The organism is Ideonella azotifigens, assembly GCF_021043325.1.
In the GTDB taxonomy this organism is placed as follows: Bacteria; Pseudomonadota; Gammaproteobacteria; order Burkholderiales; family Burkholderiaceae_C; genus Ideonella; species Ideonella azotifigens.
This window is the reverse complement of sequence record NZ_JAJNKD010000021.1, coordinates 12,872-35,002: the sequence shown is the minus strand read 5'-3', so window position 1 is coordinate 35,002 and position 22,131 is coordinate 12,872. Positions and strand designations below refer to the sequence as shown.

Sequence of the window (22,131 nt, the reverse complement as noted above, 5' to 3'; positions counted from 1 at the left end):
GGCGGAGAACAAGAATGGGTCTTTTGAGCGTTGCCATCTGGCTGCCGATTGCTTTCGGCGCCTTGTTGTTGGCTGTGGGGCGGGAGCAGAACGCGAATGCGGCGCGTTGGATCGCGCTGGTCGGTGCGATCCTGAGCTTCCTGGTCACGCTGCCGCTGATCACCGGCTTCGACACCGGCACTGCAGCGATGCAGTTCGTCGAGAACGCCGGCTGGATCGAGCGTTTCCACGTTCGCTACCACCTGAGTGTCGACGGCCTGTCGGTCTGGTTCGTGCTGCTGACGGCTTTCATCACCATCATCGTGGTGATCGCAGCCTGGGAGGTCATCACCGAACGGGCGCACCAGTACCTGGGTGCCTTCCTGATCCTGTCCGGCCTGATGGTCGGCGTGTTCAGCGCAATGGACGGCTTGCTGTTCTACGTGTTCTTCGAGGCCACGCTGATCCCGATGTACATCATCATCGGCATCTGGGGCGGCCCGCGGCGCGTCTACGCAGCCTTCAAGTTCTTCCTCTACACGCTGCTCGGTTCGCTGTTGATGCTGATCGCGCTGACCTACCTTTACTTCCAGTCGGGTGGCAGCTTCGAGATCCAGCAATGGCACAAGCTGCCGCTGCCGATGGACGCGCAGACGCTGCTGTTCTTCGCCTTCTTCGCGGCTTTCTCGGTCAAGGTGCCGATGTGGCCGGTGCACACCTGGCTGCCGGACGCCCACGTGGAGGCGCCGACCGGTGGTTCCGTGGTGCTGGCCGCCATCATGCTGAAGCTGGGTGCCTACGGCTTCCTGCGCTTCTCGCTGCCCATCGCCCCTGACGCCGCACATCACTACGCCTGGCTGATGATCGCGCTGTCGTTGATCGCGGTGATCTACATCGGCCTGGTGGCGATGGTCCAGCAGGACATGAAGAAGCTGGTCGCCTATTCGTCCATCGCCCACATGGGCTTCGTCACGCTGGGCTTCTTCATCTTCAACGAGCTGGGTGTCTCCGGCGCCATCGTGCAGATGATCTCGCACGGCTTCGTGTCTGGCGCGATGTTCCTGTGCATTGGCGTTTTGTACGACCGTGTGCACTCGCGGGAGATCGCCGCCTACGGTGGCGTGGTCAACACGATGCCGAAGTTCGCCGCCTTTGCGCTGCTGTTTGCCATGGCCAACTGCGGCCTGCCCGGCACGGCGGGCTTCATCGGCGAGTGGATGGTGATCCTGGGCGCCGTGGGCTTCAACTTCTGGATCGGCGCACTGTCTGCCACGGCGCTGATCTTCGGTGCGGCCTACACGCTGTGGATGTACAAGCGCGTCTACTTCGGCGAAGTGGCCAACGACCACGTGCGCGAACTGACCGACATCAATGCCCGCGAATTCCTGATGCTGGCGCTGCTGGCCGTGGCCGTGCTGGCCATGGGCCTGTACCCCAAGCCCTTCACCGACGTGATGCATGTCTCCGTGACCGAGCTGCTCAAGCACGTGGCTGTCTCCAAACTGCCTTGATGCGCCGGGAATGCACACCATGACTCAAATGAACTGGCTCGTCGTCTACCCTGAAATCCTGCTGCTGATTGCGGCTTGCGTGGTCGCGCTGGTGGACCTCGGCGTCACCGAGCCACGCCGGCGGCTGACCTTCTGGCTGACCCAGGCCTCGCTGGCCGGCGTGGCAGTGATGCACGCGGTGGCCCTGAAGAACGGCCTGGGCACTGAAGGTGCCGCGGCTTCGGTCTACGCGATGCAAGGCCTGGTCGTGTCCGACCCGATGGGCCATTTGCTGGCCCTGTGCGCGGCGCTGGCCATGATGCTGACCATTGCCTACGCCCAGCCCTACAACGGCTCGCGCGAACTGCAGAAGGGCGAGTTCTTCTCGCTGTCGATGTTCGTGCTGCTGGGCATCTCGGTGATGATCTCGGCCAACAACTTCCTGGTCATCTACGTGGGCCTGGAACTGATGAGCCTGTCGTTGTATGCGCTGGCCGCCTTGCGGCGTGACCACGGCGTGTCCACCGAAGCCGCAATGAAGTACTTCGTGCTCGGCGCGCTGGCCAGCGGTTTCCTGCTGTACGGCATGTCGATGATGTACGGCGCCACCGGCTCGCTGCAGATCGACGAAGTCTTCGACGTCATCAGCAAGGGTGGCGTCAACAGCACCGTGCTGACCTTCGGTGTGGTGTTCATCGTTGCCGGCCTGGCCTTCAAGCTGGGTGTGGTGCCGTTCCACATGTGGGTGCCGGACGTCTACCAGGGCACGCCGACTTCGGTCACGCTGCTGATCAGCGGCGCGCCCAAGCTGGCCGCCTTCGCGATCACGCTGCGCGTGCTGGTCGAAGGCCTGAGCGGCCTGGCGCAGGACTGGCAGGAAATGCTGATCGTGCTGTCGGTGCTGTCGATGGCACTGGGCAACCTGGCCGCCGTGGCGCAAACCAACCTGAAGCGCATGCTGGCCTACTCGGCCATCGCGCAGCTGGGCTTCATGCTGCTGGGCTTCACGCCCACGGTGATCCAGGGCGACACGGCTTCCGCTGCCAACGGCTACAGCTCGGCGCTGTTCTACATCATCACCTACGTGATGACGACGCTGGCCACCTTCGGCCTGATCATGTTCCTGAGCCGTGAAGGCTTCGAGAGCGAAGAGGTCAACGACCTGGCAGGCCTGGCCAGGCGCAAGCCCTGGCTGGCCGGCGTGATGACTGTGCTGATGTTCTCGCTGGCAGGCGTGCCGCCGATGGTGGGCTTCTACGCCAAGTTCGCGGTGGTGCAGGCCCTGGTCAGCACCAATGTGCATGGCTACATCGTGCTGGCCATCGTCGCGGTGCTGCTGTCGCTGATCGGCGCGTTCTACTACCTGCGCATTGTCAAAGTCATGTACTTCGACCCGCCCAAGGATGCGACGCCTGTCGCATCGCAAGGCGGTGTGGGCGTGCTGCTGGCCTGCAATGGTGCTGCTGCGCTGGTGCTGGGCCTGCTGCCGGACGGCCTGATGGGCCTGTGCCGCGACGTGATCCTGGCCGCGCTGGCCGGGTGAGCCTCAACAGCCGCACCCGATGACGCAGACAGCAGCCGTCTGGCTGGTGCTGGTGGTGGCGATCATCGCCGCCAACCTGCCATTTTTCAGCGAGCGCATGCTGGTCGTCGGCCCGCGGCTCGCGCCCAAGGCTTTTGCCTGGCGCCTGCTGGAGCTGCTGATCCTGTGGGGCTTGACGCTGGCGCTTGGTTTTGCGCTGGAAGCGCAGCTCGGGCAGCGTTCACCGCAGCAGTGGGAGTTTTTCGTTGCCACCGGCTGCCTGTTCCTGACGCTGGCCTCGCCGGGCTTTGTCTGGCGCCAGCTGCGCAAACCGGCCAAGCCCGCCTCCTTGACCGCCAAGGAACTGCACGATGGCGTTGCCTGACGGGACCGGGGATTCGCAGCACGCCGCACCCGAGGCGCACCTGGTCGAACGCACGCTGTCGAGCAAACAGGCTTACGTCGGCCACTTCCTCGACGTTCGCGCCGACAAGATCGCGCTGCCCGATGGCGGCGAGGCTTCACGCGAATACATCGTGCACCCTGGTGCCGTGGTCATCGTGCCGATGCTGGACGATGGCCGGCTGGTGCTGGAGCGTCAGTACCGCTACCCGCTGCAGCAGGTGCTGCTGGAATTCCCGGCCGGCAAGCTGGACCCGGGCGAGTCGCGTGTTGTCGCTGCGATGCGCGAGCTGGCCGAGGAAACCGGTTACCGAGCGGCCGAATGGGCTTGCGCCGGCGTGCTGCACAACGCGGCCGCCTATTCCAACGAGTTCATCGAGATATGGTTCGCCCGCGGCCTGACGCTGGGCGAGCGCCAACTGGACTACGGCGAGCTGATCGACCTGTGCCTGATGCAGGAGTCCGAGTTGGACTCCCTGGCCGCGCGCGGCGAACTGACCGACGCCAAGACGCTGATCTGCCTGTTGTGGTTGCAAAAGTGGCGTTCCGGCCAATGGACTTTGGACTGGCAACCCACTGCGAAGCTGGCCAGCTGCCCATAATGCGCAGATGAAGGTGTGGAACCTCCGCTGCGCAGGCGGACATGGATTTGAAGGCTGGTTCGGTTCGGAGCAGGATTTCGTCGACCAGCAGCAAAACGGTCTGCTCAGCTGTCCGATGTGTGGCGATGCCCAGGTCGAACGCCTGCCCAGCGCGCCGCGCCTGAACCTGTCCGGCGCCAAGCCACCCAAGCCCTCCCGGGCGGTCACCGAGAAGACCCAGCCGTTACCCGAAGCCACGCCTGAAGCGTCCGGTGGGGGCATGGCGCAGCAGCAGCTCACGATCTCCCCCGAAGGCTTGGCAGCACTGCAAACTGCCTGGATGGGCATGGTGCAGCAGGTGCTGAGCAAGACCGAAGACGTCGGCGAGCGTTTCCCGGAAGAAGCCAGGCGCATGCACTACGGCGAGACCGAAAGCCGCAGCATCCGCGGCCAGGCCACGGCGGAACAGCGTGCCGAGCTGAGCGACGAAGGCATCGAGGTGCTGGCGCTGCCGGTGCCTGAAGGTTTGGCCGGCCCGCGTCACTGAGCGCCAACCGGGGCTGCGCTACAGCATGCGCCCCGGGTTCAGCCGCCCGTGCGGGTCCAGCGCCTGTTTGATCGCCCGCATCAGCCCCAGCGCCACCGGCGACTTGTAAAGCGGCAAGGTGTCGCGCTTGAGCGCGCCAATGCCGTGTTCGGCCGAGATCGAGCCGCCGTGGCGCTTCACCGCGTCGTACACCAGCGTGTTGACCGCCGGCTCGTGCGTGGCGAGGAACGCTGCAGCCGAGCCGCCCTCGGGGGCCTGCACGTTGTAATGCAGGTTGCCGTCGCCCAGGTGGCCGAAGTTGACCAGCCGCGCACCGGGCACCAGCCGGGCCAGCGCGGCGTCGGTCTCGGCCACGAAATCAGGAATCGCCGAGACGGGCAGGGCGATGTCGTGCTTGATGTTCAGGCCTTCCTCGGCCTGTGCTAGCGGAATGGATTCGCGCAGGTGCCACAGCGCCGAGGACTGGGCCAGGCTTTCGGCCACCACCGCGTCGTCCACCAGCCCTTGTTCCATCGCCTCGCCCAGCAGCGCTTCGAGCGCTCCGCGGGCCTGGCTTTCGTCCTGACCGGAAAGCTCCAGCAGCACGGCCCAGGCGGCGTTCGGCAACGGCCGTGGCAGCTGCGGGAAATGCGTCGCCACGAGTTGCAGCGCAAATGCCGACATCAGCTCGAAGCCCGTGAGCCCGGCGTCCAGCCGCTGGCGGGCCAGCGTCAGCAAGTCCACCGCAGCCGGCACGTCGGCACAGGCGGCCAGCGCCGTCATGCGCGCTGCAGGTTTAGGAAACAGCTTCAGCGTGGCGCCGGTGATGATGCCCAGCGTGCCTTCGCTGCCAATGAACATGTCACGCAAGTCGTAGCCGGTGTTGTCCTTGCGCAGGCCGGACAGCCCGTCCCATATGTCGCCTTCCGCGGTGACCACTTCCAGCCCCAGGCACAGCTCGCGTGCATTGCCGTAGCGAAGCACCTGGGTGCCACCGGCGTTGGTCGCCAAGTTGCCGCCAATCGTGCAGCTGCCTTCGGCCGCGAGGCTGAGCGGGAACAGCAGGCCGGCGGCGTCCGCGGCCTGTTGCACCGCCTGCAGCACGCAGCCAGCGTCCACGGTCATCGTCAGGTTTGCGCTGTCCAGCTGGCGTACACGCTGCATGCGGCCCAGGCTCAGCAGCACCTGCGTGCCACTGTCGTCCGGCACACCGCCACCGACCAGGCCGGTGTTGCCGCCTTGCGGCACCAGCGCAGCGCCATGTGCCGCACAGGCCTTCACGACTGCGGCGACCTGGGCGGTGTCCACCGGCCGCACCACCGCCAGCGCCTTGCCGCGGTAGCGCTTGCGCCAGTCCAGTTCCCAGGCGCTCAGGTCGCCCTCGAACAGCACGTGACTGCTGCCGACGATCTCGGCCAGTTGTGCGAGCAAGGCTTCCTGTTTCATGCGGCTTGCTCGCTGGCAAGGTTCTTCAGCCTGGCCTGGTTCAGCCGCCAGCGCACCTGCAGTGCACAGGCCACGAACAGCAGCAGGCACAACAGCACTTCCAGCGTGGCCAGCCATTGGCCGATGCCGTGTTCGCTGGTCGCGCGCACCAGGCCTTCGGTGCAATACAGCCAGACCAAGAGGCTCAGCCAGCGGTAGGTGTAGAGCCGGTGGCGCAGCAGGCCGGGCAGCGGCGCCAGCAGCGGCAGCACCTTCAGCGCCAGCAAGCCGCTGCCGGTGCGGGCCAGCCACAGCTCCCAGGCCAGGCCCAGCACGATCAGTCCCAGCAGGCTGCCCAGGGCCAGCGCGCGGCTCGCGCGCACCACCTGATCGGGCGCCTGTGGCGCGGAGGAAAACGACGCATCGGACATGGCTGGCATCATAGTCGCCATGATTTCCAAAACTGCCCTGCGCGGGCACTGGCAGGCCGGCGTGGCGGCCACGCTGGAGGCGCTTCGCACGTGGCCCTGGTATGACACCTTGCGCACGCTGCGCGAGCGTTTCCGCGAGGACCGCCTGGGCCTGAGCGCCGGCAGCCTGACCTTCACGACACTGATCGCGCTGGTGCCGCTGGTCACGGTGATGCTGGCCTTGTTCACCGCCTTCCCGATGTTCGGCAAGTTCCAGGACTCGCTGCAGAAGTACTTCCTGCAGACCCTCGTGCCGGACGCGATCGCCAAGCCGGTGCTGGGTGCGCTGACGCAGTTCGCCGCCAAGGCCAACCGCCTGGGCAGCGCCAGCCTGGCGGTGCTGCTGTTCAGCGCCTTGTCGCTGATGCTGACCATCGACCGCACGCTCAACGGCATCTGGCGCGTGCGCAAGCCGCGGCCCATCGCACAGCGCGTGCTGGTCTACTGGGCCGCCATCACGCTGGGGCCGCTGATGCTGGGCATCAGCCTGAGCCTGACCTCGTACGCGCTGACAGAATCGCGCGGCATGGTCAGCGCAATTCCGGGTGGCCTGAAGCTGGTGCTGGACATCATCGAGTTCTGCCTGCTGGCGATGGCGATGGCCGCACTGTTCCGCTACGTGCCCAACACGGAGGTGAGGTGGCGGCATGCAATGTCAGGGGGCCTGTTCGTCGCCATCGGCTTTGAGGTCGCCAAGCGGGCGATGGCCTGGTACGTAGGCTCCGTGGCAACTTTCTCGGCGATCTACGGCGCGTTCGCCACTGCGCCGATCTTCCTTCTCTGGCTTTACCTCGGCTGGGTCATCGTGCTGATGGGCGCAGTGATCGCAGCCTACGCGCCCAGCTTGCAGATGCGCCTGGTACACACGCCACGCCGGCCTGGCCGCATGTTCGCGCTGGCCATGCGGGTGTTGCAGACCCTGTTGGACGCGCGAGCAGGGCAGGGCCACGGTGTGTCGCTGGCCGCGCTGGCCGAAAGCCTGAAGACCGACCCTCTGCAGATCGAACCGGTGCTGGAAACCTTGATCTCGCTGGATGTGATTGCGCGGCTGGATGAGCAAAACCCGCCTCAGGGCGCGCGCTACGTGCTGCTGTGCGACCCGGAGCGCACCTCCGCCAGCGGCATGATCAACGAGCTGCTGCTCGGGCCTGCAGACAGCGTGCAGGCCTTCCGCGAGAGGGCCGGGTTGGACCAGCTCAAGGTGGCAGATCTGCTGCGGCGCTAGGCGGGGCCGTGCCGGGTCGCCCCAATTGGTCCTGCCAACCCACCTGGCGGGTGGCCTTGCGTACTGGCAAGGCTGGGTGCACCGGTTCAGGCTGGGTGTAGCACGACCAGCAGGCCCAGCGCCGGCGAATCGCCTGGATTGCGAATCGCATGCGGCTGGTCCACCGCGTAGCGCGCCGTCTCGCCCTCTGCCAACTCGGCCCGGCTGTCGCCGGCTTCCACCGTCAGGTTGCCTGACAGTACCGTCAAGTGCTCGCGCGAGCCTGGCTCATGCGGCTCGGAGGCCAACGCGCCGCCTGGCTGCACCGTCAGGTGATACCACTCGAACTGGCCGGCCAGTTCGATGGGGCCGAGGATGCGCAGCTCGCAGGAGCCGTCCGGGCTGCGCATGGCGGGCGTGGAATGCGCCGGCATGGTGACGATGCTGGGCAGCTCCGGCTTGTCGCCGCTCAGCAGCTCGGCCATGGTCACGCCCAGTGCGTTGGCCAGCCGCCAGACCACGGCCACCGTGGGGTTGGCCTGGTTGCGCTCGATCTGTGACAGCATCGATTTGGACACGCCCGCCTGCCGCGACAGCTCGTCCAGCGACAGCGCTCGCGCCTGGCGCAGGCCGGCCAGCGTGGCGCCCACGCGTGGCGGTTCTGGTGACAGGCGAGAGGACATGCTGCTGGGCTTTCGGCTGGCTTTTTCGGTCGAACAGGTCTTGACGCCGCTCACTGGCGTACACGATACTGCATTTATGTTCGATATATCGAACGTTGAATTCCGCAGTGAACACGCATTGTGCTGCAAGACAAGGACATGACCATGGCCAGCGCCACCGATTTCTACGCCCACCTGCGCACGGAGCTGCAAGGCATCCGGGATGCCGGCCTGTACAAGGCTGAGCGCATCATCGCCACACCCCAGGGTGCAGAGGTGCGCACCACCGATGGCCGCGAGGTCATCAACCTGTGTGCCAACAACTACCTGGGCCTGTCCAGCCATCCGCAGGTGATCGAGGCCGCGCACGAAGCGCTGCGCACGCATGGCTACGGCCTGTCATCGGTGCGCTTCATCTGCGGCACGCAGGACCTGCACAAGAGCCTGGAAGCCCGCCTGGCCCGCTTCCTCGGCACCGAAGACACCATCCTCTACGCCGCGGCATTCGACGCCAACGGCGGCCTGTTCGAGCCGCTGCTGGGCGAGGACGACGCCATCATCAGCGACGAGCTGAACCACGCGTCCATCATCGACGGCATCCGCCTGTGCAAGGCCAAGCGCTTCCGCTACAAGCACAACGACATGGCCGACTTGGCGCGTTGCCTGCAGGAGGCCGAAGCGGCAGGTGCCCGCTTCAAGCTGGTCTTCACCGACGGCGTGTTCTCGATGGACGGCACGGTCGCGAAGCTAGCCGAGATGCGCGAGCTGTGCGACCAGCACGGTGCGCTGCTGGGCATCGACGAATGCCATGCCAGCGGCTTCATGGGCGCGACCGGCCGCGGCACGCACGAACACCGCGGTGTGTTCGGCAAGGTCGACATCATCACCGGCACGCTGGGCAAGGCGTTGGGTGGTGCCTCCGGCGGCTTCACCAGCGGCAAGAAGGAAGTCATCGAGCTGCTGCGCCAGCGCTCGCGGCCTTACCTGTTCTCCAACACCGTGGCGCCCAGCATCGTCGGCGCGTCCATCGCGGTGCTGGACCTGCTGGAAGCCTCCACCGCGCTGCGCGACAAACTGGCCGACAACACCGCGTATTTCCGTGAAGCCATCCAGGCCGCGGGTTTCGAGATCAAGCCGGGCGACCACGCCATCGTGCCCATCATGGTCTACGACGCGGTCGTGGCGCAGAAGCTGGCCGCGCGGCTGCTGGAACTGGGCGTCTACGTCGTCGGCTTCTTCTTTCCGGTCGTGCCCAAGGGCCAGGCCCGCATCCGTGTGCAGATGAGCGCGGCGCATGACCGCCACCACCTGGAGCGCGCTGTGGCCGCTTTCGCCCAAGCGGGCCGTGAACTGGGACTGGTGAAATGAGCGGGACTCCAAAGATCCTGATCATCGGCGCCAACGGCCAGATCGGCACCGAGCTGGCCGAAGCGCTGGCCGCACGCCACGGCAATGGCGCGGTGATCACCAGCGACCTGTCGCCCAAGGGCCGCGTGCCTGGCTTGACGCACGAGGCGCTGGACGTGACCGACGCCGCGGCGCTGACGCAGATCGCCGAGCGCCACGGCATCACCCAGGTCTACCACCTGGCTGCTGCCCTCTCGGCGCGCGGCGAGCAGCATCCGATGTGGGCCTGGGACCTGAACATGAAGGGCCTGCTGAACGTGCTGGAACTCGCCCGCACGCACAAGCTGGACAAGGTCTTCTGGCCCAGCTCCATCGCCGCGTTTGGCCCGACCACGCCGCGCGACCACACGCCGCAGAAGACCGTGATGGAGCCGACGACGGTCTACGGCATTTCCAAGCTGGCCGGCGAAGGCTGGTGCGCCTGGTACCACCGCATGCACGGCGTGGACGTGCGCAGCATCCGCTATCCCGGCCTGATCAGCTGGAAGACCCCGCCCGGGGGCGGCACCACCGACTACGCAGTGGAGATCTTCCACGAGGCGCTCAAGGCCAATCGCTACACCAGCTTCCTCGGTGCAGAGACCGCGCTGCCGATGATGTACATGGACGACGCGATACGCGCCACGCTGGAGCTGATGGGCGCGCCCGCAGAGCGGGTCAAGGAGCGCCACGCCTACAACCTGGGTGGCATCAGCTTCACGCCAGCCCAGATCGCCGAAGCCATCCGCGCCGAACTGCCGGGCTTCGAGATCGGCTACGCGCCGGACTTCCGCCAGGCGATCGCCGACAGCTGGCCACGCTCCATCGACGACAGCACCGCGCAGGCCGACTGGGGCTGGCAGGCCGAGTTCGACCTGAGGGCGATGGTCAAGGAAATGCTGACCCAGCTGCGCCCGCTGCTGGCGGCCTGAAGCCGCCGCAGGCAAAACGACAAAGCCGCGCACGGGGAGCGGCTTTCTTCATTTCAGAGCGAGACTTTTCCGCGCCAGATGTCGAAGTACATCCGCCAGTCGCCGATGAAACTGTAGAGCGGGCGTTTGAAGCTGGCCGGTTTGTTCTTCTCGAACACGAAGTGGCCGATCCAGGCGCAGCCGTAGCCGCACAGCAGGCCAAAGAACAGCCAGCGCAGCTGACCCGTCATCAGCAGGCCGTAGAGGCAGCCCAGGCCCAGCGTGGAACCAATGAAATGCAGCTGCCGGCAGGTCCGGTTGCTGTGCTCGCTCAGGTAGAAAGGGTAGAACTCGCCGAAGCTGTGGAAGCTGGCCGGGTTGACGGCGTCGCCGCCAGTCGGCGGATGGGCGGAGGCCTGGGACATCGCATGCTCCTTCAGCGCAAGGCGCTGCGAAGCACATTCAACACCCCATCGGGCTGCTCCTGCATCAGGGAATGTCCGCCGGGCAGCCGGTGCACATGCGCCTTCAGCGCAGCGGCCAACTCGCGCGTGGCCCTGGGCGGGGTCATCTGGTCGGCATCACCCAAGATGAAGTCCACCGGGCAGCGCACTTCGGCCGCTGCTTCCAGCCCACGCCGGTAGGCGTTGCAGCACTGGAAGTCGTGCAGGAAGACGTTGGCCTCGGGCTGGCTGGCCTGCACCCGAGCCATCAGCGCCAGGCCCGCGCCGTGCAGCCAACTGCCGGGACCGGGGTAGCTCGGCTTGCTGGCCAGGTTGGACAGCGCAAACGCATTGACCATCGCCATGCCCTTGGCCGGCGTGTCGCGTGCGGCACTCAGCAGCGCGTCCGAGACCTGCATCGGGTACGCGGTGGCCATCATCGCCAGCCGGCCGATGCGGTCGGCGCCGCGCGCCGCGGTTTCCAGTGCGATCAGCGAGCCCATGCTGTGGCCCGCGACCAGCGTGTCCTCGCGCCTGGCGCCAGCGGCGTCCAGCAGCGCGAGCGTCCAGTCCGCCATCGTCTCCACGCTGTCCAGCAGCGGGCCTTCGGAGCGGCAATGGCCGGGCAGGTCCGGCGCCAGCACGCTGTGGCCATGGTGTGCGAACCAGCGCGCCAGCAGCGTCCACACGCTGTGGTCGTTCAGCGCGCCGTGCAGGAAGACCACGCAGGGCAGGGTGGGTTCGAAGGGCTTGCCGCCGGTGTAGGCATAGGCGCGGCGGCCCTGGACGGTGAGTTCCATCAGGCGCCTGCCTTTTCTGCAGCTTTCAGTGCACGCTTCAGGTCGTCGATCAGGTCGGCCGCGTCTTCCAGGCCGATGGACAGCCGGATCGTGCCGGCCGTGATGCCGGCCTTGGCCAGTGCGGCGTCGTCCATGCGGAAATGGGTGGTCGAGGCCGGGTGGATCACCAGCGAGCGGCAGTCGCCCACGTTGGCCAGGTGGGAAAACAGCTTCAGCGCCTCGATGAAGGCAATGCCTTGGTTGCGCGTGCCTTTCAGGTTGAAGCTGAACACCGCGCCGCAGCCGCGTGGCAGCAGCTGTTTCGCCAGCGCCTGGCTGGGATGGCCGTCCAGCTCCGGGTAGCCCACGTGTTCGACCATCGGGTGCGCCGCGAGGAACTGCACGACGGCGCGGGTGTTTTCGACGTGCCGCGCCATGCGCAGCGGCAGCGTCTCCAGCCCCTGCAGCAGCAGCCACGCGGTGTGCGGGCTCATGCAGGCGCCGAAGTCGCGCAGGCCTTCGCGGCGTGCGCGCAGCAGGAAAGCGCCCACGGTGCTTTCCTCCGCGAACACCACGTCGTGAAAGCCGTGGTACGGCTCGCACAGCGTGTCGAACAGGCCGTGCTTCGCGTGCGCCGCCGTCCAGTCGAAGCGACCTGAATCGACCAGCACGCCGCCGACCACCGTGCCGTGCCCGCCAATGAACTTGGTGGCCGAGTGAAACAGCAGGTCAGCGCCGTGTGCAAAGGGCTTCAGCAACCATGGCGGCGTGAAGGTCGAGTCGACCAGCAACGGCAGGCCGGCGGAGTGCGCAATGCCGCTCACAGCCGGAATGTCCAGCACGTCCAGCCCCGGGTTGCCAAGCGTCTCGCCGAACAGCAGCCGGGTGTTGGGGCGGATGGCAGCCTGCCAGCCGGCCAGGTCGCCGGGTTGCACGAAGGTGGTCGCTATGCCGAAGCGGCGCAGCGTGTAGTCCAGCAGGTTGTGCGAGCCGCCATACAGCGCGGCGCTGGCCACCAGGTGCGAGCCGGTGCCGCACAGGGTCATGATGGCCAGGCTCAACGCGGCCTGGCCACTGGCGGTGGCAATGGCGCCCACGCCGCCTTCCAGCGCCGCCATGCGCTCCTCGAAGACAGCGGTGGTTGGATTCGAGATGCGGCTGTAGACGTGGCCGGAGCGCTCCATGTTGAACAGCGAGGCCGCGTGCTCGCTGGACTCGAAGACAAACGAGGTGCTGAGGCACAGCGGCACCGCGCGGGCGCCTGTCGCCGGGTCCGGCTGGGCGCCTGCGTGCACCGCGAGCGTGTCGAATCCGGGGTCTGAGATGCCTGGCGGCATAGGTTCTTTCGCCATGTAGGATGGCGCCGGATTGTGTGCTATGTTGGTTACCTCAAGGTCAGAGGAAGTACCAGCGGAGCGAGAGGAGCCAAATGAAAGTCACCGACATCCTGCGCGTGAAAGGCAACACCCTGTTCACGATTTCGCCCGACCAGCCGCTGGCTCAGGCCGTTCAGACCATGGCCGAACACGACATTGGCTCGCTGGTCGTCATGGACCATGGCGACCTGACCGGCATGCTGACTTTCCGTGAGGTGATCGCTGCCATTGTTTCCAACGACATGGCCATCGGCACGCGCCTGGTACGCAGCGTGATGGACGACGCGCCGCTGACCTGCACGCCCGAGACCGAGATCGACGAGGTTCGCCGCATGATGCTGGGCCGCCATGCCCGCTACATGCCGGTGCTCAATGGCAAGACGCTGATGGGCGTGGTTTCGTTCTACGACGTGGCCAAGAGCGTGGTGGACGCGCAGGACTTTGAGAACCGCATGCTCAAGGCCTACATCCGCGACTGGCCCGTCGAGGAAGAGGCCGCACCCGGCACCCAGCCGAGCTGAAGCAGCCGTCGCCTCCCGCCACCAGCCACGGAGGGCGCTCAGCCCGCAACCGTGGTGTCGGTGATCGCCGGCAGCGGGCTTGTTGCCGGCTTGTCGGCGCTTTCCCCTGCCCGCTGGCGCTGCCCATGGATCCATGCCAGCGCATCTGCCGGCGGTTGCGGCCGGCAGTAGCGGTAGCCCTGCACCATGTCGCAGCCGTGGGCACGCAGGAAATCAGCCTGGGCATCGGTTTCCACGCCTTCGGCAATCGTCGTCAGCCGCAGCGCATGGGCCATCTGGATGATGGCCTGCACGATGGCGCGGTCGTCGGCATCGGTGGTGATGTCGCGCACAAAGGACTGGTCGATCTTCAGCGTGTGGATGGGGAAGCGCTTGAGGTGGTTCAGCGACGAGAAGCCGGTGCCGAAGTCGTCGATCGACAGGCGCACGCCCAGTGCATGCAGCCGGTCCATCATCGCGCAGGCGGCCTGCGGGTTGCCGGCGGCCACGCTTTCGGTCAGTTCCAGTTCCAGGTACTCGGGCGGCAGTCCGGCTTCCTCCAGCACCGCCTGTACCAGCTCGGGCAGGCCAGGGTCGCGGAACTGCAGCGCTGACAGGTTCACCGCCACCACACAGGGCGCCAGGCCCTCGCGCACCCAGTCTGCCATCTGTCGCACGGCCGTGCGCAGCACCCAGGTGCCGATGGCCAGGATCTGCCCGCTGCTCTCGGCCAGCGGAATGAATTCGCCGGGCGAGACCATGCCCAGCTCCGGGTGCTGCCAGCGGATCAGCGCCTCGACGCCGATCACCTGGCCGGCAATCTCGCCACTGCGGGTGACCGCCAACTGCGGCTGGTAGTGCAGGCGCAGTTCGTCGCGCTCTTCGGCGCGGCGCAGGGCCGCTTCCAGCTGCATCTGCCGCACCGAGCGCTGCTGCATTTCGGTCGTGTAGAAACACCACTGGCCGCGGCCCTCTTGCTTGGCGCGGTACATCGCCGTATCGGCGCAGCGCATCAAGGCCTCGGCGCCTTCGGCATCGTTCGGGTAGACCGCCACGCCCATGGAGAGCGTGAGGCTCAGCTCCTGGCCGACCGACTCGCCTGCGGCATTGCGCAGGTCGCCCACGTGGCAAGGCTGGGCCAGCCGCTCGACCAGCTTGGTCGCCACCTGTTGCGCGCCATCTGCCGGCGTGCCGGGCAGCAGCACCGCGAACTGGTCGCCGCCGAGGCGGGCCACGGTGTCCACGTCGCGCAGGCTGTCGCGCAGCCGGCGGGCCACTTCCAGCAGCACTGCGTCGCCGGCGCTGTGGCCGAAATGGTCGTTGATGTCGCGCAGCCGGTTCAGGTCCAGGAACAGCAGCGACAGCGTGTCGCCGTTGCGCCTGGCGGTATGCAGCGCCTGCACCAGGCGGTCGGTCAGCAGGTGGCGATTCGGCAGGTCGGTCAGCGTGTCGAAATGCACCTGGCGCAGCAGCTTCTGCTCCGTCTGCTGGCTCTGCGTGATGTCGTTGACGATGGCGATCAGGTGGCTGGTGCGGCCGCCGGGGTCCAGCCGATGGGCCAGCGAAACCCAGGCTGCCAATGGTGTGCCGTCCTTGCGCAAGGTGCGCAACTCGCCGCGCCAGTGGCCGCACCTGGCCAGGCTGCGGTGCATGCGCGCGGCCAGCCGTGGGTCGTCCATGCCGGCCTTCAGCGCGGCCGGGAACTGGCCCTGGATCTCCTCGGCACCGTAGCCGGTGATCTTGCAGAACGCCGGGTTGACTGACAACACGACGCCGTGCGCGTCGGTGATCAGGATGCCTTCGTGGGTCTGCTCCAGCACCGAGCCGGCCAGCATCAGTTTGTCCTCGGCCTGGCGGCGCACCGTCACGTCGCGTGCTTCCAGCAGCAGATGGCGGGCGCCGCCATTGGGGCCTGTGGGCACCTGGCGCAGAGAAAGATCGGCCAGCCGGGTGCCGGCAGCGCCGTGGTCCAGGCGCAGCTCGAGCCGGCAGGTGGCGCCTGCTGCGGCCTGGGCCACAGCCTGGCGCAGCCGCTCGGCCTGCCCGGGCTCGGCGCCCCAGGCCGGGTGCAGCCAGATCGGTGCACGGGTCAGCGCTTCGGCGCTGTCGCCCATCCACTGATGGGCGACCTGGTTCATGCGGCGCACGCGGCCGTCTGCGGTCATCAAGGCGATCAGCTGCGGGCTGTGGTCCAGCATCGCGCGGCTCAGCGTGTCTTCCTGTTCGTGCCGGCGTGCCAGGCTGCACATGCGCCAGGCCAGCGCCAGCAGGCCCAGCAGCACGGCGGCCTGCACCAGCGCCCAGAGCGGGAGCGGCTGCGGCACCGCCTGCGCCCCGTTGCGGAGGGCCGGGGCTGCCCACGCGCAGGCACTGCCGAAGACCGCGGCAACGCTCCCGGCGGCGGCCAGCAGGCGGCGCGAAAGGAGGTGGGGCAGGGCGGAAACAGGCATGAGCAAGGACGGACGCACGCGAAGCATCGGGATGGCAACACTTTCGCCGAGTTCGGTCCAGGGCAATGGGCCGAGCCGGCGGCGAAAACCGGTGCTGTTTCACGCTGAAGCCGGCTGCAGGCGGGCCTGGCCCGTAAAATCGAGGCCTTTCCCCACCTTGCATCGTGTGCGGGCCTGCTGGCCGGCCACGACCTTCGCATGTCCGGCAGCACCCTCGGCGAACTCTTCCGTGTCACCAATTTCGGCGAAAGCCACGGCCCGGCCATTGGCTGCGTGATCGACGGCTGCCCGCCTGGCATGCTGCTGTCCGAGGCCGACATCCAGCCCGAGCTGGATCGCCGCCGCCCGGGCACCTCGCGCCACGTCACCCAGCGCAACGAGGCCGATGCGGTGGAAATCCTCTCAGGCGTGTACGAAGGCCGGACCACTGGCACGCCGATCTGCCTGTTGATCCGCAACACCGACCAGCGCAGCAAGGACTACGGCAACATCGCCCAGACCTTCCGCCCCGGCCATGCCGACTACACCTATTGGCACAAGTACGGCATCCGCGACCCGCGGGGCGGTGGCCGCAGCTCGGCCCGCTTGACGGCACCGACCGTGGCCGCCGGCGCGGTGGCCCGCAAATGGCTGGCCGAACAGCATGGTGTGTCGCTGCGCGGCTGCATGACGGCGATTGGCGAGATCGACATTCCGCGCGACGACTGGACCCAGGTCGACCAGAACCCGTTTTTCGCTGCCACCGCGAGCAAGACGGCCGAGCTGGAGGCCTACATGGACGCGCTGCGCAAGTCGGGCGACTCGGTCGGCGCGCGGCTGTATGTGGAAGCCAGCGGCGTGCCGGTGGGCCTGGGCGAGCCGCTGTATGACCGGCTCGATGCGGACATTGCCCACGCGATGATGGGGCTTAACGCGGTCAAGGGCGTTGAGGTCGGTGCCGGTTTCGACAGCGTGCGCCAACGCGGCAGCGAGCATGGCGACGAGCTGACGCCCGAAGGCTTTGCCAGCAACCATGCCGGCGGCGTGCTGGGTGGCATCTCCACCGGGCAGGACATCACGGTGAACCTGGCGATCAAGCCGACCAGTTCGATCCGCACGCCGCGCCGCTCGATCGACCTGGCCGGCACGCCGGCCACTGTCGAGACCTTCGGCCGCCACGATCCTTGCGTCGGCATCCGCACCACGCCGATTGCCGAGGCGCTGCTGGCGCTGGTGCTGATCGACCACGTCATGCGCCACCGCGCGCAGTGTGGCGACGTGCACGTCGCCACACCGGACATCGCCCGCGGCTGAACTCGGGGGCGACCGGCCAGAAAAAACGGCGCCTGATCCAGGCGCCGTTTTGCGTTTGGAGGGCAGGCCGCCATGGCCTGCGTGCTTCAGACCGGTTGGCGGTAGTCGACCGTCTTCGGCCCGGTGATGCGATGGAACACCCACACCAGGCAGCGCCAGCTGAAGCGCAGCCAGGTCAGGGTCGCCAGAGTCTCCAGGAAGGTCACGATGCCGGCAAAGATGACCGGCCAGCGAGCCGCCCGCGCATGGAACTTCAGTCCGGCGTTGGCCGTCTTCAGCTCGATGGTGTCGTACAGGCAGGGCACGACCAGCAGCGTCAGGAAGGTCGAGGTGATGGTGCCGCCGATGATGGCCACGGCCATCGGCCGGTAGAACTCGCCGCCTTCGCCGACCCCGATGGCCACCGGCAGCATGCCGGCGATCAGCGCGAAAGTGGTCATCAGGATGGGCCGCAGCCGCCGCTGGCCGGCAATGTGCAGTGCATCCTCGCGGGCCATGCCTTCGGCTTCGCGCGCCCGCGCGGCGTCCAGCAGCAGGATGGCATTTTTCGCCACCAGGCCGACCAGCATGATGATGCCGATGAAGCTCATCAGGTTCAGCGTGCTGTGCGACAGCAGCAGTGCCAGCACCACGCCGATGGAGGTGCCCGGCAGCGACAGCATCACCGGGATCGGCGCGGTGAACGAACCGAACTGGATCACCAGCACCAGGTACATCAGCGCAATGCCCATGATCAGCGCGAACAGCATGCGCGAGAACACTTCCTGCTGGTCCTTGGAGGCACCGGCCAGTTCCAGGCCGTAGCCATTGGGGAAGGTGATGGACTTGGCCAGCTTCAACGCGTCGGCCGTGACTTCGCCGGACGAACGGCCTTGTGCATTGGCCGTGACGGCCATCATGCGCTTGGTGTCCGAGTGCTGGATCTGCGACGGGCCCTTGCCGGTCGAGATCGTCGCGATCTGGTCCAGCGGCACCACCATGCTGCTGTTGCCCACGGCCACCGGCAGGCGCTCGATGTTGCTGGCGTCCACCCGGTCGTTGGGGTGCAGGCGCACCGCGACATCGCGGGTTTCGCCTGTCGGGTCCACCCAGTCGCCCACCTCCACACCGGCAAACGCGACCCGCAGCGCCTGCGCCGCGTCGTTGACCGAAATGCCCAGCTGGTTGGCCAGACCACGGTCCAGCTCGATCTTCAGTTCGTTCTGCGGATCCTGCTCCGACAGCCCGATGTCCACTGCGCCGGGCACGCCGTGCAGCTTGTCCATGAAGTCGCTGGTGATGCTTTGCAGCGTGCGCGAATCGGCGCCATGGAAGCGGATCTGCACCGGCTTTTGCGCGCCGTTGTTCAGGTCTTCCAGCACCACGTATTCAGCACCGACCAGGCGCGCCACCTTCTTGCGCAGTTCCTCGGCAACCTCGACGCCCGAGCGCTTGCGCTCGGTGCTCTTGCCGATGTCCACGTAGATGCGGCCGCCATTGACGTTGATGTAGCTGTTGGTCGCCTTGGTCTCCGGCATGCTGCGCGCCAGCTCGGCTGCAGCCTCCAGCTTCAGCCGCGAGTATTCGAGGCTGCTGCTGGGGGGCGTGCGCACCTGGATGGCGAGCGTGCCCCAGTCGCCCGTGGGCAGGAAGCTGGAGCCGCCGAACTTGCTGAAAAGCCCCAGCGACGCCACCAGGGTCAGCAGCGCCAGGAAATAGATCCACGCGCGGTGGTGCAAGGCCCAGTCGATGACCTTGCCGTAGCGGCTGGCCTGGTGGTCGAACCAGTGGTTGAAGCTGGCCAACACCTTGCTGATGCCACGCTTGGGCGCGTCATGGTGTCCGGGCGGGTCGCCCCAGAAGGCCGACAGCATCGGGTCCAGCGTGAACGAGATGAACAGGCTGACGATCACCGAGGCGACGACCGTCAAGCCGAACGGGCGGAACCACTGGCCCGAGATGCCCGGCATGAAAGCCACCGGCACGAAGACGGCGACGATGGAAAACGTGGTCGCGGCGACCGCCAGGCCGATCTCGGCCGTGCCGTTCAGCGCCGCGGTGCGCCTGTCCTCGCCCATTTCCATGTGGCGCACGATGTTCTCGCGCACCACGATCGCATCATCGATCAACACCCCGATGGCCAGCGACAGGCCCAGCAGGCTCATGAAGTTCAGCGTGAAGCCGCACAGCCAGACGGCGATGAAGGCGGCGATCACCGAGGTCGGCAGGCTGAGCGCGGTGATCAGCGTCGAGCGCCAGGAGTTCAGGAACATGTAGACCACGAAGATGGTCAGGCCGGCGCCGAAGATCAGCGCGTGAACGACGTTGTTCAGGCTGTTCTCCGCGTCCTTGCCGCCGTCCTGTGTCACTTCGAGCTTGGTGCCTTCGGGCAGGGTCTTGTTGATCTCGCCCACCAGCTTGCGCACTTCGTTGGCCACGCCCACGGTGCTCGAGTCCCGTGCGCGGGTGACCGAGATGCCGACGTTGTTGCGGCCGTTTCGCATTGAGTGGGTCACCAGCTCGGCAAAGCCGTCGTTGATCTCGGCCACCTGGCCCAGGCGCACCGTCTGGTCCGCGCTGCGCTTGATGACGACCTGCTCGAAGCCGGCCGGTGACTCGATGCGGCCGACCAGCCGGATGCTCTGGTCTTCCAGCGTGCCGCGCACCTTGCCGACCGGCGCGGTGGCGTTCTGCACCCGCAGCGCGTTGACGACGTCGGCCACCGAGACATTGAACTCGCGCAGCTTCTCGGCATGCAGCAGCACCGACAGCTCGCGCTGCAGCCCGCCATTGATCTCCACCACCGCCACGCCGGACACGCCGCGGAAGCGGTCCGCCAGGTCGTCGTCCGCCAGCTGCGAGATCTGGGCATGCGTCATCGTGGATGACGACAGGGCCATCTGCATGATGGGCTGGGCGCCGGGGTCCACCCGCTCCAGCACCGGCTCGCGCATTTCGGAGGGCAGCTTGTAGCGCACCGTGGCAATCGCGTTGCGCACCTCGTCGGAGGCTTCGATCAGGTTCTTGGTGAACTCGAATTCGATGACGATCTGCGCCGAACTCTCATTCGCCGTGGAGCGAACTTCCTTGACGCCGCTGATGCTTTGCAGCGCCTTCTCGATGCGGTTGATGATTTCGCGCTCTACCGTGTCCGGCGAGGCGCCGGGGTAGTCGATGCTGATCACCAGCACCGGCGGCTCCACGTCCGGCATCTGGTTGACGCGCAGTTGCTTCAGGGCCATCAGCCCCATCGCCATCAGGCTGATGATGATGACGATGGTCGCGATCGGCCGCTTGATGCTGAAGTCGGAAAGAAACATCGGTCACCCCTTGCTGGGTTGCGAAGCGGTGGACGCGGCCGCCGCCGCACGCTCCACCTTCTGGCCGTTGACCAGCGTAGAGCCGGGGTGGCGCAGGACCTCGTCGCCGTCGGCAAGGCCGGAAGCCACCGGGTATTCGCCGCTGCGCACGTCGCGCTGGCCAACCTTCACCGGCACCTTGGCCAGCGTGTTGTTGCGCACACGCCAGACGCTGGTGGCATCGCCTTCGCGCACCAGCGAGGCTTCCGGCAGCATCAACGCGGCACTTTCGCCGGTCAGCACCCGACCCTCGGCATACAGCCCGGCCACACGCGGCTGCTTGTCGCCGGTGAGTGCCACCAGCACCTCCACCTGGCGGGTGGTGGCATTGGCCGAGGCGTCCACGCGGCGCACCTTGCCCTGGAAGTCCACGCCCGGGTAGCCGTTGATGCGGAAGACGACCTGCTGGCCGGGCTGCAGTTCGTGCACCCGGTCGGCCGAGACCAGGCCCTCGAAGCGCATGCTCGCCGGGTCGATCACCTTGATCAGCTCCTTGCCGATCTGGGCCGTGTCGCCGGCCGAGACCTTGCGGTCGCTGACCACGCCGTCGAACGGCGCCCGCACCTCGGTGCGCTGCAACTGCTGGCGGGCGGTGACCACGCGGGAGTTGGCCGCCACGCGGTCGCTTTGTGAATTGTTGCGGCGAATCTCGGCGTCCTCGGCCGCCTGGATCGAACTCATGCCCTGGGCCTGCAGCGTCTTCAGGCGCTGGTACTGGCGCTCGGCCTGCTCGAAGCTCTGGTTGGCCGCGCGCTCGGCTTCTTCGGCCGACCGCAGGCCGTCGCGGATGGAGGTGTCGTCCAGCCGGACCAGCAGGTCGCCACGCTTGACCTGTTCGCCGTTGTCGCGCACCACCTGCAGCACGACGGCGGCCACTTCGGCGCGCAGGTCGGCCTTGCGTTCGGGCTCGACCGATCCGGTGATGACCGCGCCGGAGGCCTGGGTACCGGTGCGGATGGGCCGCAGGTCTTCCGGCGCGAGCAGCAGCACCGGGCTGGACGCTGCGCCGGCCGCAGCGGTGGCCGAAGCCGGGCTTGCCGGCGCGGCCGGGCCGCTGCCTTTGTTGCAGGCGGCCAGCAGGCTGGCGGCAATCACCACGGGCAGGACGATGAGACGCATCGGTCGACTCCTCAGGATCTGTTCTGTAGGCGGGCCACGCTTCGTGGGCGGGCACCGCAAGGTGCGAAAAAAGTGGCGCGAGCTTATCTCGACCATGAAGTTTTTCCGCCCCCACTTGCGACAAATCGACGCCAGGCGGTCATGAAGCGCAGATGGGACGCGTGGACGGCAGCCGGGCTTGATGCGCCGCAGCATGCCAGCCTGCGCCGTGGCCCGGGCGGCGCCGGTGCACGAGGTCACGCCGGTCGCCGCCGTTCGTCCGTCACGGCTGCAGT

General features: G+C 67.1%; 19 protein-coding genes. 10 read left to right on the top strand and 9 right to left on the bottom strand.

Annotated elements, in window-relative coordinates:
- Positions 1-14 precede the first annotated feature (14 nt).
- The 5 genes from LRH25_RS28540 to LRH25_RS28520 are packed head-to-tail and all read left to right on the top strand — an operon-like array spanning position 15 to position 4,521.
- Positions 15-1,490 carry an NADH-quinone oxidoreductase subunit M gene (locus LRH25_RS28540; RefSeq protein ID WP_141285365.1) on the top strand — a complete coding sequence of 492 codons (1,476 nt, stop codon included), beginning with the start codon at positions 15-17 and terminating at the stop codon, positions 1,488-1,490.
- 19 nt (positions 1,491-1,509) lie between these two features.
- A complete protein-coding gene (gene nuoN, locus LRH25_RS28535) occupies positions 1,510-3,012 on the top strand; it encodes an NADH-quinone oxidoreductase subunit NuoN (protein WP_141285367.1) in 1,503 nt (500 codons plus the stop codon).
- Between the two features lie 19 nt (positions 3,013-3,031).
- The gene (locus tag LRH25_RS28530; RefSeq protein ID WP_141285369.1) at positions 3,032-3,376 is read left to right on the top strand and encodes a DUF2818 family protein; all 345 of its coding nucleotides are present in this window, start codon (positions 3,032-3,034) and stop codon (positions 3,374-3,376) included.
- The gene (locus LRH25_RS28525; RefSeq protein ID WP_141285371.1) at positions 3,363-3,995 is read left to right on the top strand and encodes an NUDIX domain-containing protein; all 633 of its coding nucleotides are present in this window, start codon (positions 3,363-3,365) and stop codon (positions 3,993-3,995) included. The genes LRH25_RS28530 and LRH25_RS28525 overlap by 14 nt, the downstream gene beginning before the upstream one ends.
- 7 nt (positions 3,996-4,002) lie before the next feature.
- On the top strand, positions 4,003-4,521 hold the full coding sequence (locus tag LRH25_RS28520) for a DUF1178 family protein (RefSeq protein ID WP_141285373.1): 519 nt from the start codon (positions 4,003-4,005) through the stop codon (positions 4,519-4,521).
- Positions 4,522-4,539: 18 nt separating this feature from the next.
- Here the strand turns inward: LRH25_RS28520 and LRH25_RS28515 are convergent, their stop codons facing one another.
- Together LRH25_RS28515 and LRH25_RS28510 are read right to left on the bottom strand one after the other, a co-directional pair.
- Positions 4,540-5,946 (bottom strand): FAD-binding oxidoreductase, encoded by a 1,407-nt coding sequence (locus tag LRH25_RS28515; RefSeq protein ID WP_141285375.1) that lies wholly within the window; start codon positions 5,944-5,946, stop codon positions 4,540-4,542.
- The gene (locus tag LRH25_RS28510) at positions 5,943-6,356 is read right to left on the bottom strand and encodes a DUF2069 domain-containing protein (protein ID WP_231012987.1); all 414 of its coding nucleotides are present in this window, start codon (positions 6,354-6,356) and stop codon (positions 5,943-5,945) included. Before LRH25_RS28510 ends, LRH25_RS28515 begins: the two co-directional genes overlap by 4 nt.
- 19 nt (positions 6,357-6,375) lie before the next feature.
- Between LRH25_RS28510 and LRH25_RS28505 the strand changes: the two genes are divergently transcribed.
- Entirely contained in the window at positions 6,376-7,620 is a 1,245-nt protein-coding gene (locus LRH25_RS28505; RefSeq protein ID WP_231012986.1) for a YihY family inner membrane protein, read from the top strand.
- 86 nt (positions 7,621-7,706) lie between these two features.
- Here the strand turns inward: LRH25_RS28505 and LRH25_RS28500 are convergent, their stop codons facing one another.
- A complete protein-coding gene (locus tag LRH25_RS28500; protein WP_141285381.1) occupies positions 7,707-8,282 on the bottom strand; it encodes a helix-turn-helix domain-containing protein in 576 nt (191 codons plus the stop codon).
- 144 nt (positions 8,283-8,426) lie between these two features.
- Here LRH25_RS28500 and kbl point away from each other — a divergent pair, with 144 nt between their 5' ends.
- Together kbl and LRH25_RS28490 are read left to right on the top strand one after the other, a co-directional pair.
- Complete coding sequence (gene kbl, locus LRH25_RS28495; RefSeq protein WP_141285383.1) at positions 8,427-9,629, top strand: glycine C-acetyltransferase; 1,203 nt, start codon at positions 8,427-8,429, stop codon at positions 9,627-9,629.
- The gene (locus LRH25_RS28490) at positions 9,626-10,579 is read left to right on the top strand and encodes an NAD-dependent epimerase/dehydratase family protein (RefSeq protein WP_141285385.1); all 954 of its coding nucleotides are present in this window, start codon (positions 9,626-9,628) and stop codon (positions 10,577-10,579) included. Before kbl ends, LRH25_RS28490 begins: the two co-directional genes overlap by 4 nt.
- A 53-nt stretch (positions 10,580-10,632) precedes the next feature.
- On the opposite strand, the gene LRH25_RS28485 is transcribed toward LRH25_RS28490, so the two are convergent.
- Genes LRH25_RS28485 through LRH25_RS28475 form a run of 3 tightly spaced genes read right to left on the bottom strand, consistent with a single transcriptional unit; the run spans position 10,633 to position 13,132 of the window.
- Entirely contained in the window at positions 10,633-10,983 is a 351-nt protein-coding gene (locus LRH25_RS28485) for an Mpo1-like protein (RefSeq protein WP_141285387.1), read from the bottom strand.
- An 11-nt stretch (positions 10,984-10,994) separates the two neighbouring features.
- Positions 10,995-11,801 (bottom strand): alpha/beta fold hydrolase, encoded by an 807-nt coding sequence (locus LRH25_RS28480; RefSeq protein ID WP_141285389.1) that lies wholly within the window; start codon positions 11,799-11,801, stop codon positions 10,995-10,997.
- Complete coding sequence (locus LRH25_RS28475; protein WP_231012985.1) at positions 11,801-13,132, bottom strand: O-acetylhomoserine aminocarboxypropyltransferase; 1,332 nt, start codon at positions 13,130-13,132, stop codon at positions 11,801-11,803. Before LRH25_RS28475 ends, LRH25_RS28480 begins: the two co-directional genes overlap by 1 nt.
- 77 nt (positions 13,133-13,209) lie before the next feature.
- On the opposite strand from LRH25_RS28475, the gene LRH25_RS28470 reads away from it, so the two are divergent.
- Entirely contained in the window at positions 13,210-13,677 is a 468-nt protein-coding gene (locus tag LRH25_RS28470) for a CBS domain-containing protein (protein ID WP_141285391.1), read from the top strand.
- Between the two features lie 38 nt (positions 13,678-13,715).
- On the opposite strand, the gene LRH25_RS28465 is transcribed toward LRH25_RS28470, so the two are convergent.
- Entirely contained in the window at positions 13,716-15,980 is a 2,265-nt protein-coding gene (locus LRH25_RS28465; protein WP_231012984.1) for a putative bifunctional diguanylate cyclase/phosphodiesterase, read from the bottom strand.
- Positions 15,981-16,304: 324 nt separating this feature from the next.
- Between LRH25_RS28465 and aroC the strand changes: the two genes are divergently transcribed.
- Entirely contained in the window at positions 16,305-17,399 is a 1,095-nt protein-coding gene (gene aroC, locus LRH25_RS28460; RefSeq protein ID WP_141289316.1) for a chorismate synthase, read from the top strand.
- Positions 17,400-17,485: 86 nt separating this feature from the next.
- On the opposite strand, the gene LRH25_RS28455 is transcribed toward aroC, so the two are convergent.
- Together LRH25_RS28455 and LRH25_RS28450 are read right to left on the bottom strand one after the other, a co-directional pair.
- A complete protein-coding gene (locus LRH25_RS28455; RefSeq protein ID WP_141289317.1) occupies positions 17,486-20,698 on the bottom strand; it encodes an efflux RND transporter permease subunit in 3,213 nt (1,070 codons plus the stop codon).
- A gap of 3 nt (positions 20,699-20,701) precedes the next feature.
- Positions 20,702-21,856, bottom strand: coding sequence for an efflux RND transporter periplasmic adaptor subunit (locus LRH25_RS28450; RefSeq protein ID WP_231012983.1), 1,155 nt, complete (start codon positions 21,854-21,856; stop codon positions 20,702-20,704).
- Positions 21,857-22,131 lie beyond the last annotated feature (275 nt).

Bases quoted from the DNA above. Each gene is read 5' to 3' on its own strand.
- LRH25_RS28485 (WP_141285387.1), bottom strand. From the start codon at position 10,983: ATGTCCCAGGCCTCCGCCCATCCGCCGACTGGCGGCGACGCCGTCAAC.
- LRH25_RS28490 (WP_141285385.1), top strand. From the start codon at position 9,626: ATGAGCGGGACTCCAAAGATCCTGATCATCGGCGCCAACGGCCAGATC.
- kbl (WP_141285383.1), top strand. From the start codon at position 8,427: ATGGCCAGCGCCACCGATTTCTACGCCCACCTGCGCACGGAGCTGCAA.
- LRH25_RS28475 (WP_231012985.1), bottom strand. From the start codon at position 13,132: ATGGCGAAAGAACCTATGCCGCCAGGCATCTCAGACCCCGGATTCGAC.
- LRH25_RS28520 (WP_141285373.1), top strand. From the start codon at position 4,003: ATGAAGGTGTGGAACCTCCGCTGCGCAGGCGGACATGGATTTGAAGGC.
- LRH25_RS28470 (WP_141285391.1), top strand. From the start codon at position 13,210: ATGAAAGTCACCGACATCCTGCGCGTGAAAGGCAACACCCTGTTCACG.
- LRH25_RS28515 (WP_141285375.1), bottom strand. From the start codon at position 5,946: ATGAAACAGGAAGCCTTGCTCGCACAACTGGCCGAGATCGTCGGCAGC.
- LRH25_RS28500 (WP_141285381.1), bottom strand. From the start codon at position 8,282: ATGTCCTCTCGCCTGTCACCAGAACCGCCACGCGTGGGCGCCACGCTG.
- LRH25_RS28450 (WP_231012983.1), bottom strand. From the start codon at position 21,856: ATGCGTCTCATCGTCCTGCCCGTGGTGATTGCCGCCAGCCTGCTGGCC.
- LRH25_RS28510 (WP_231012987.1), bottom strand. From the start codon at position 6,356: ATGTCCGATGCGTCGTTTTCCTCCGCGCCACAGGCGCCCGATCAGGTG.
- LRH25_RS28530 (WP_141285369.1), top strand. From the start codon at position 3,032: ATGACGCAGACAGCAGCCGTCTGGCTGGTGCTGGTGGTGGCGATCATC.
- aroC (WP_141289316.1), top strand. From the start codon at position 16,305: ATGTCCGGCAGCACCCTCGGCGAACTCTTCCGTGTCACCAATTTCGGC.
- LRH25_RS28525 (WP_141285371.1), top strand. From the start codon at position 3,363: ATGGCGTTGCCTGACGGGACCGGGGATTCGCAGCACGCCGCACCCGAG.
- nuoN (WP_141285367.1), top strand. From the start codon at position 1,510: ATGACTCAAATGAACTGGCTCGTCGTCTACCCTGAAATCCTGCTGCTG.
- LRH25_RS28480 (WP_141285389.1), bottom strand. From the start codon at position 11,801: ATGGAACTCACCGTCCAGGGCCGCCGCGCCTATGCCTACACCGGCGGC.
- LRH25_RS28540 (WP_141285365.1), top strand. From the start codon at position 15: ATGGGTCTTTTGAGCGTTGCCATCTGGCTGCCGATTGCTTTCGGCGCC.
- LRH25_RS28455 (WP_141289317.1), bottom strand. From the start codon at position 20,698: ATGTTTCTTTCCGACTTCAGCATCAAGCGGCCGATCGCGACCATCGTC.
- LRH25_RS28505 (WP_231012986.1), top strand. From the start codon at position 6,376: ATGATTTCCAAAACTGCCCTGCGCGGGCACTGGCAGGCCGGCGTGGCG.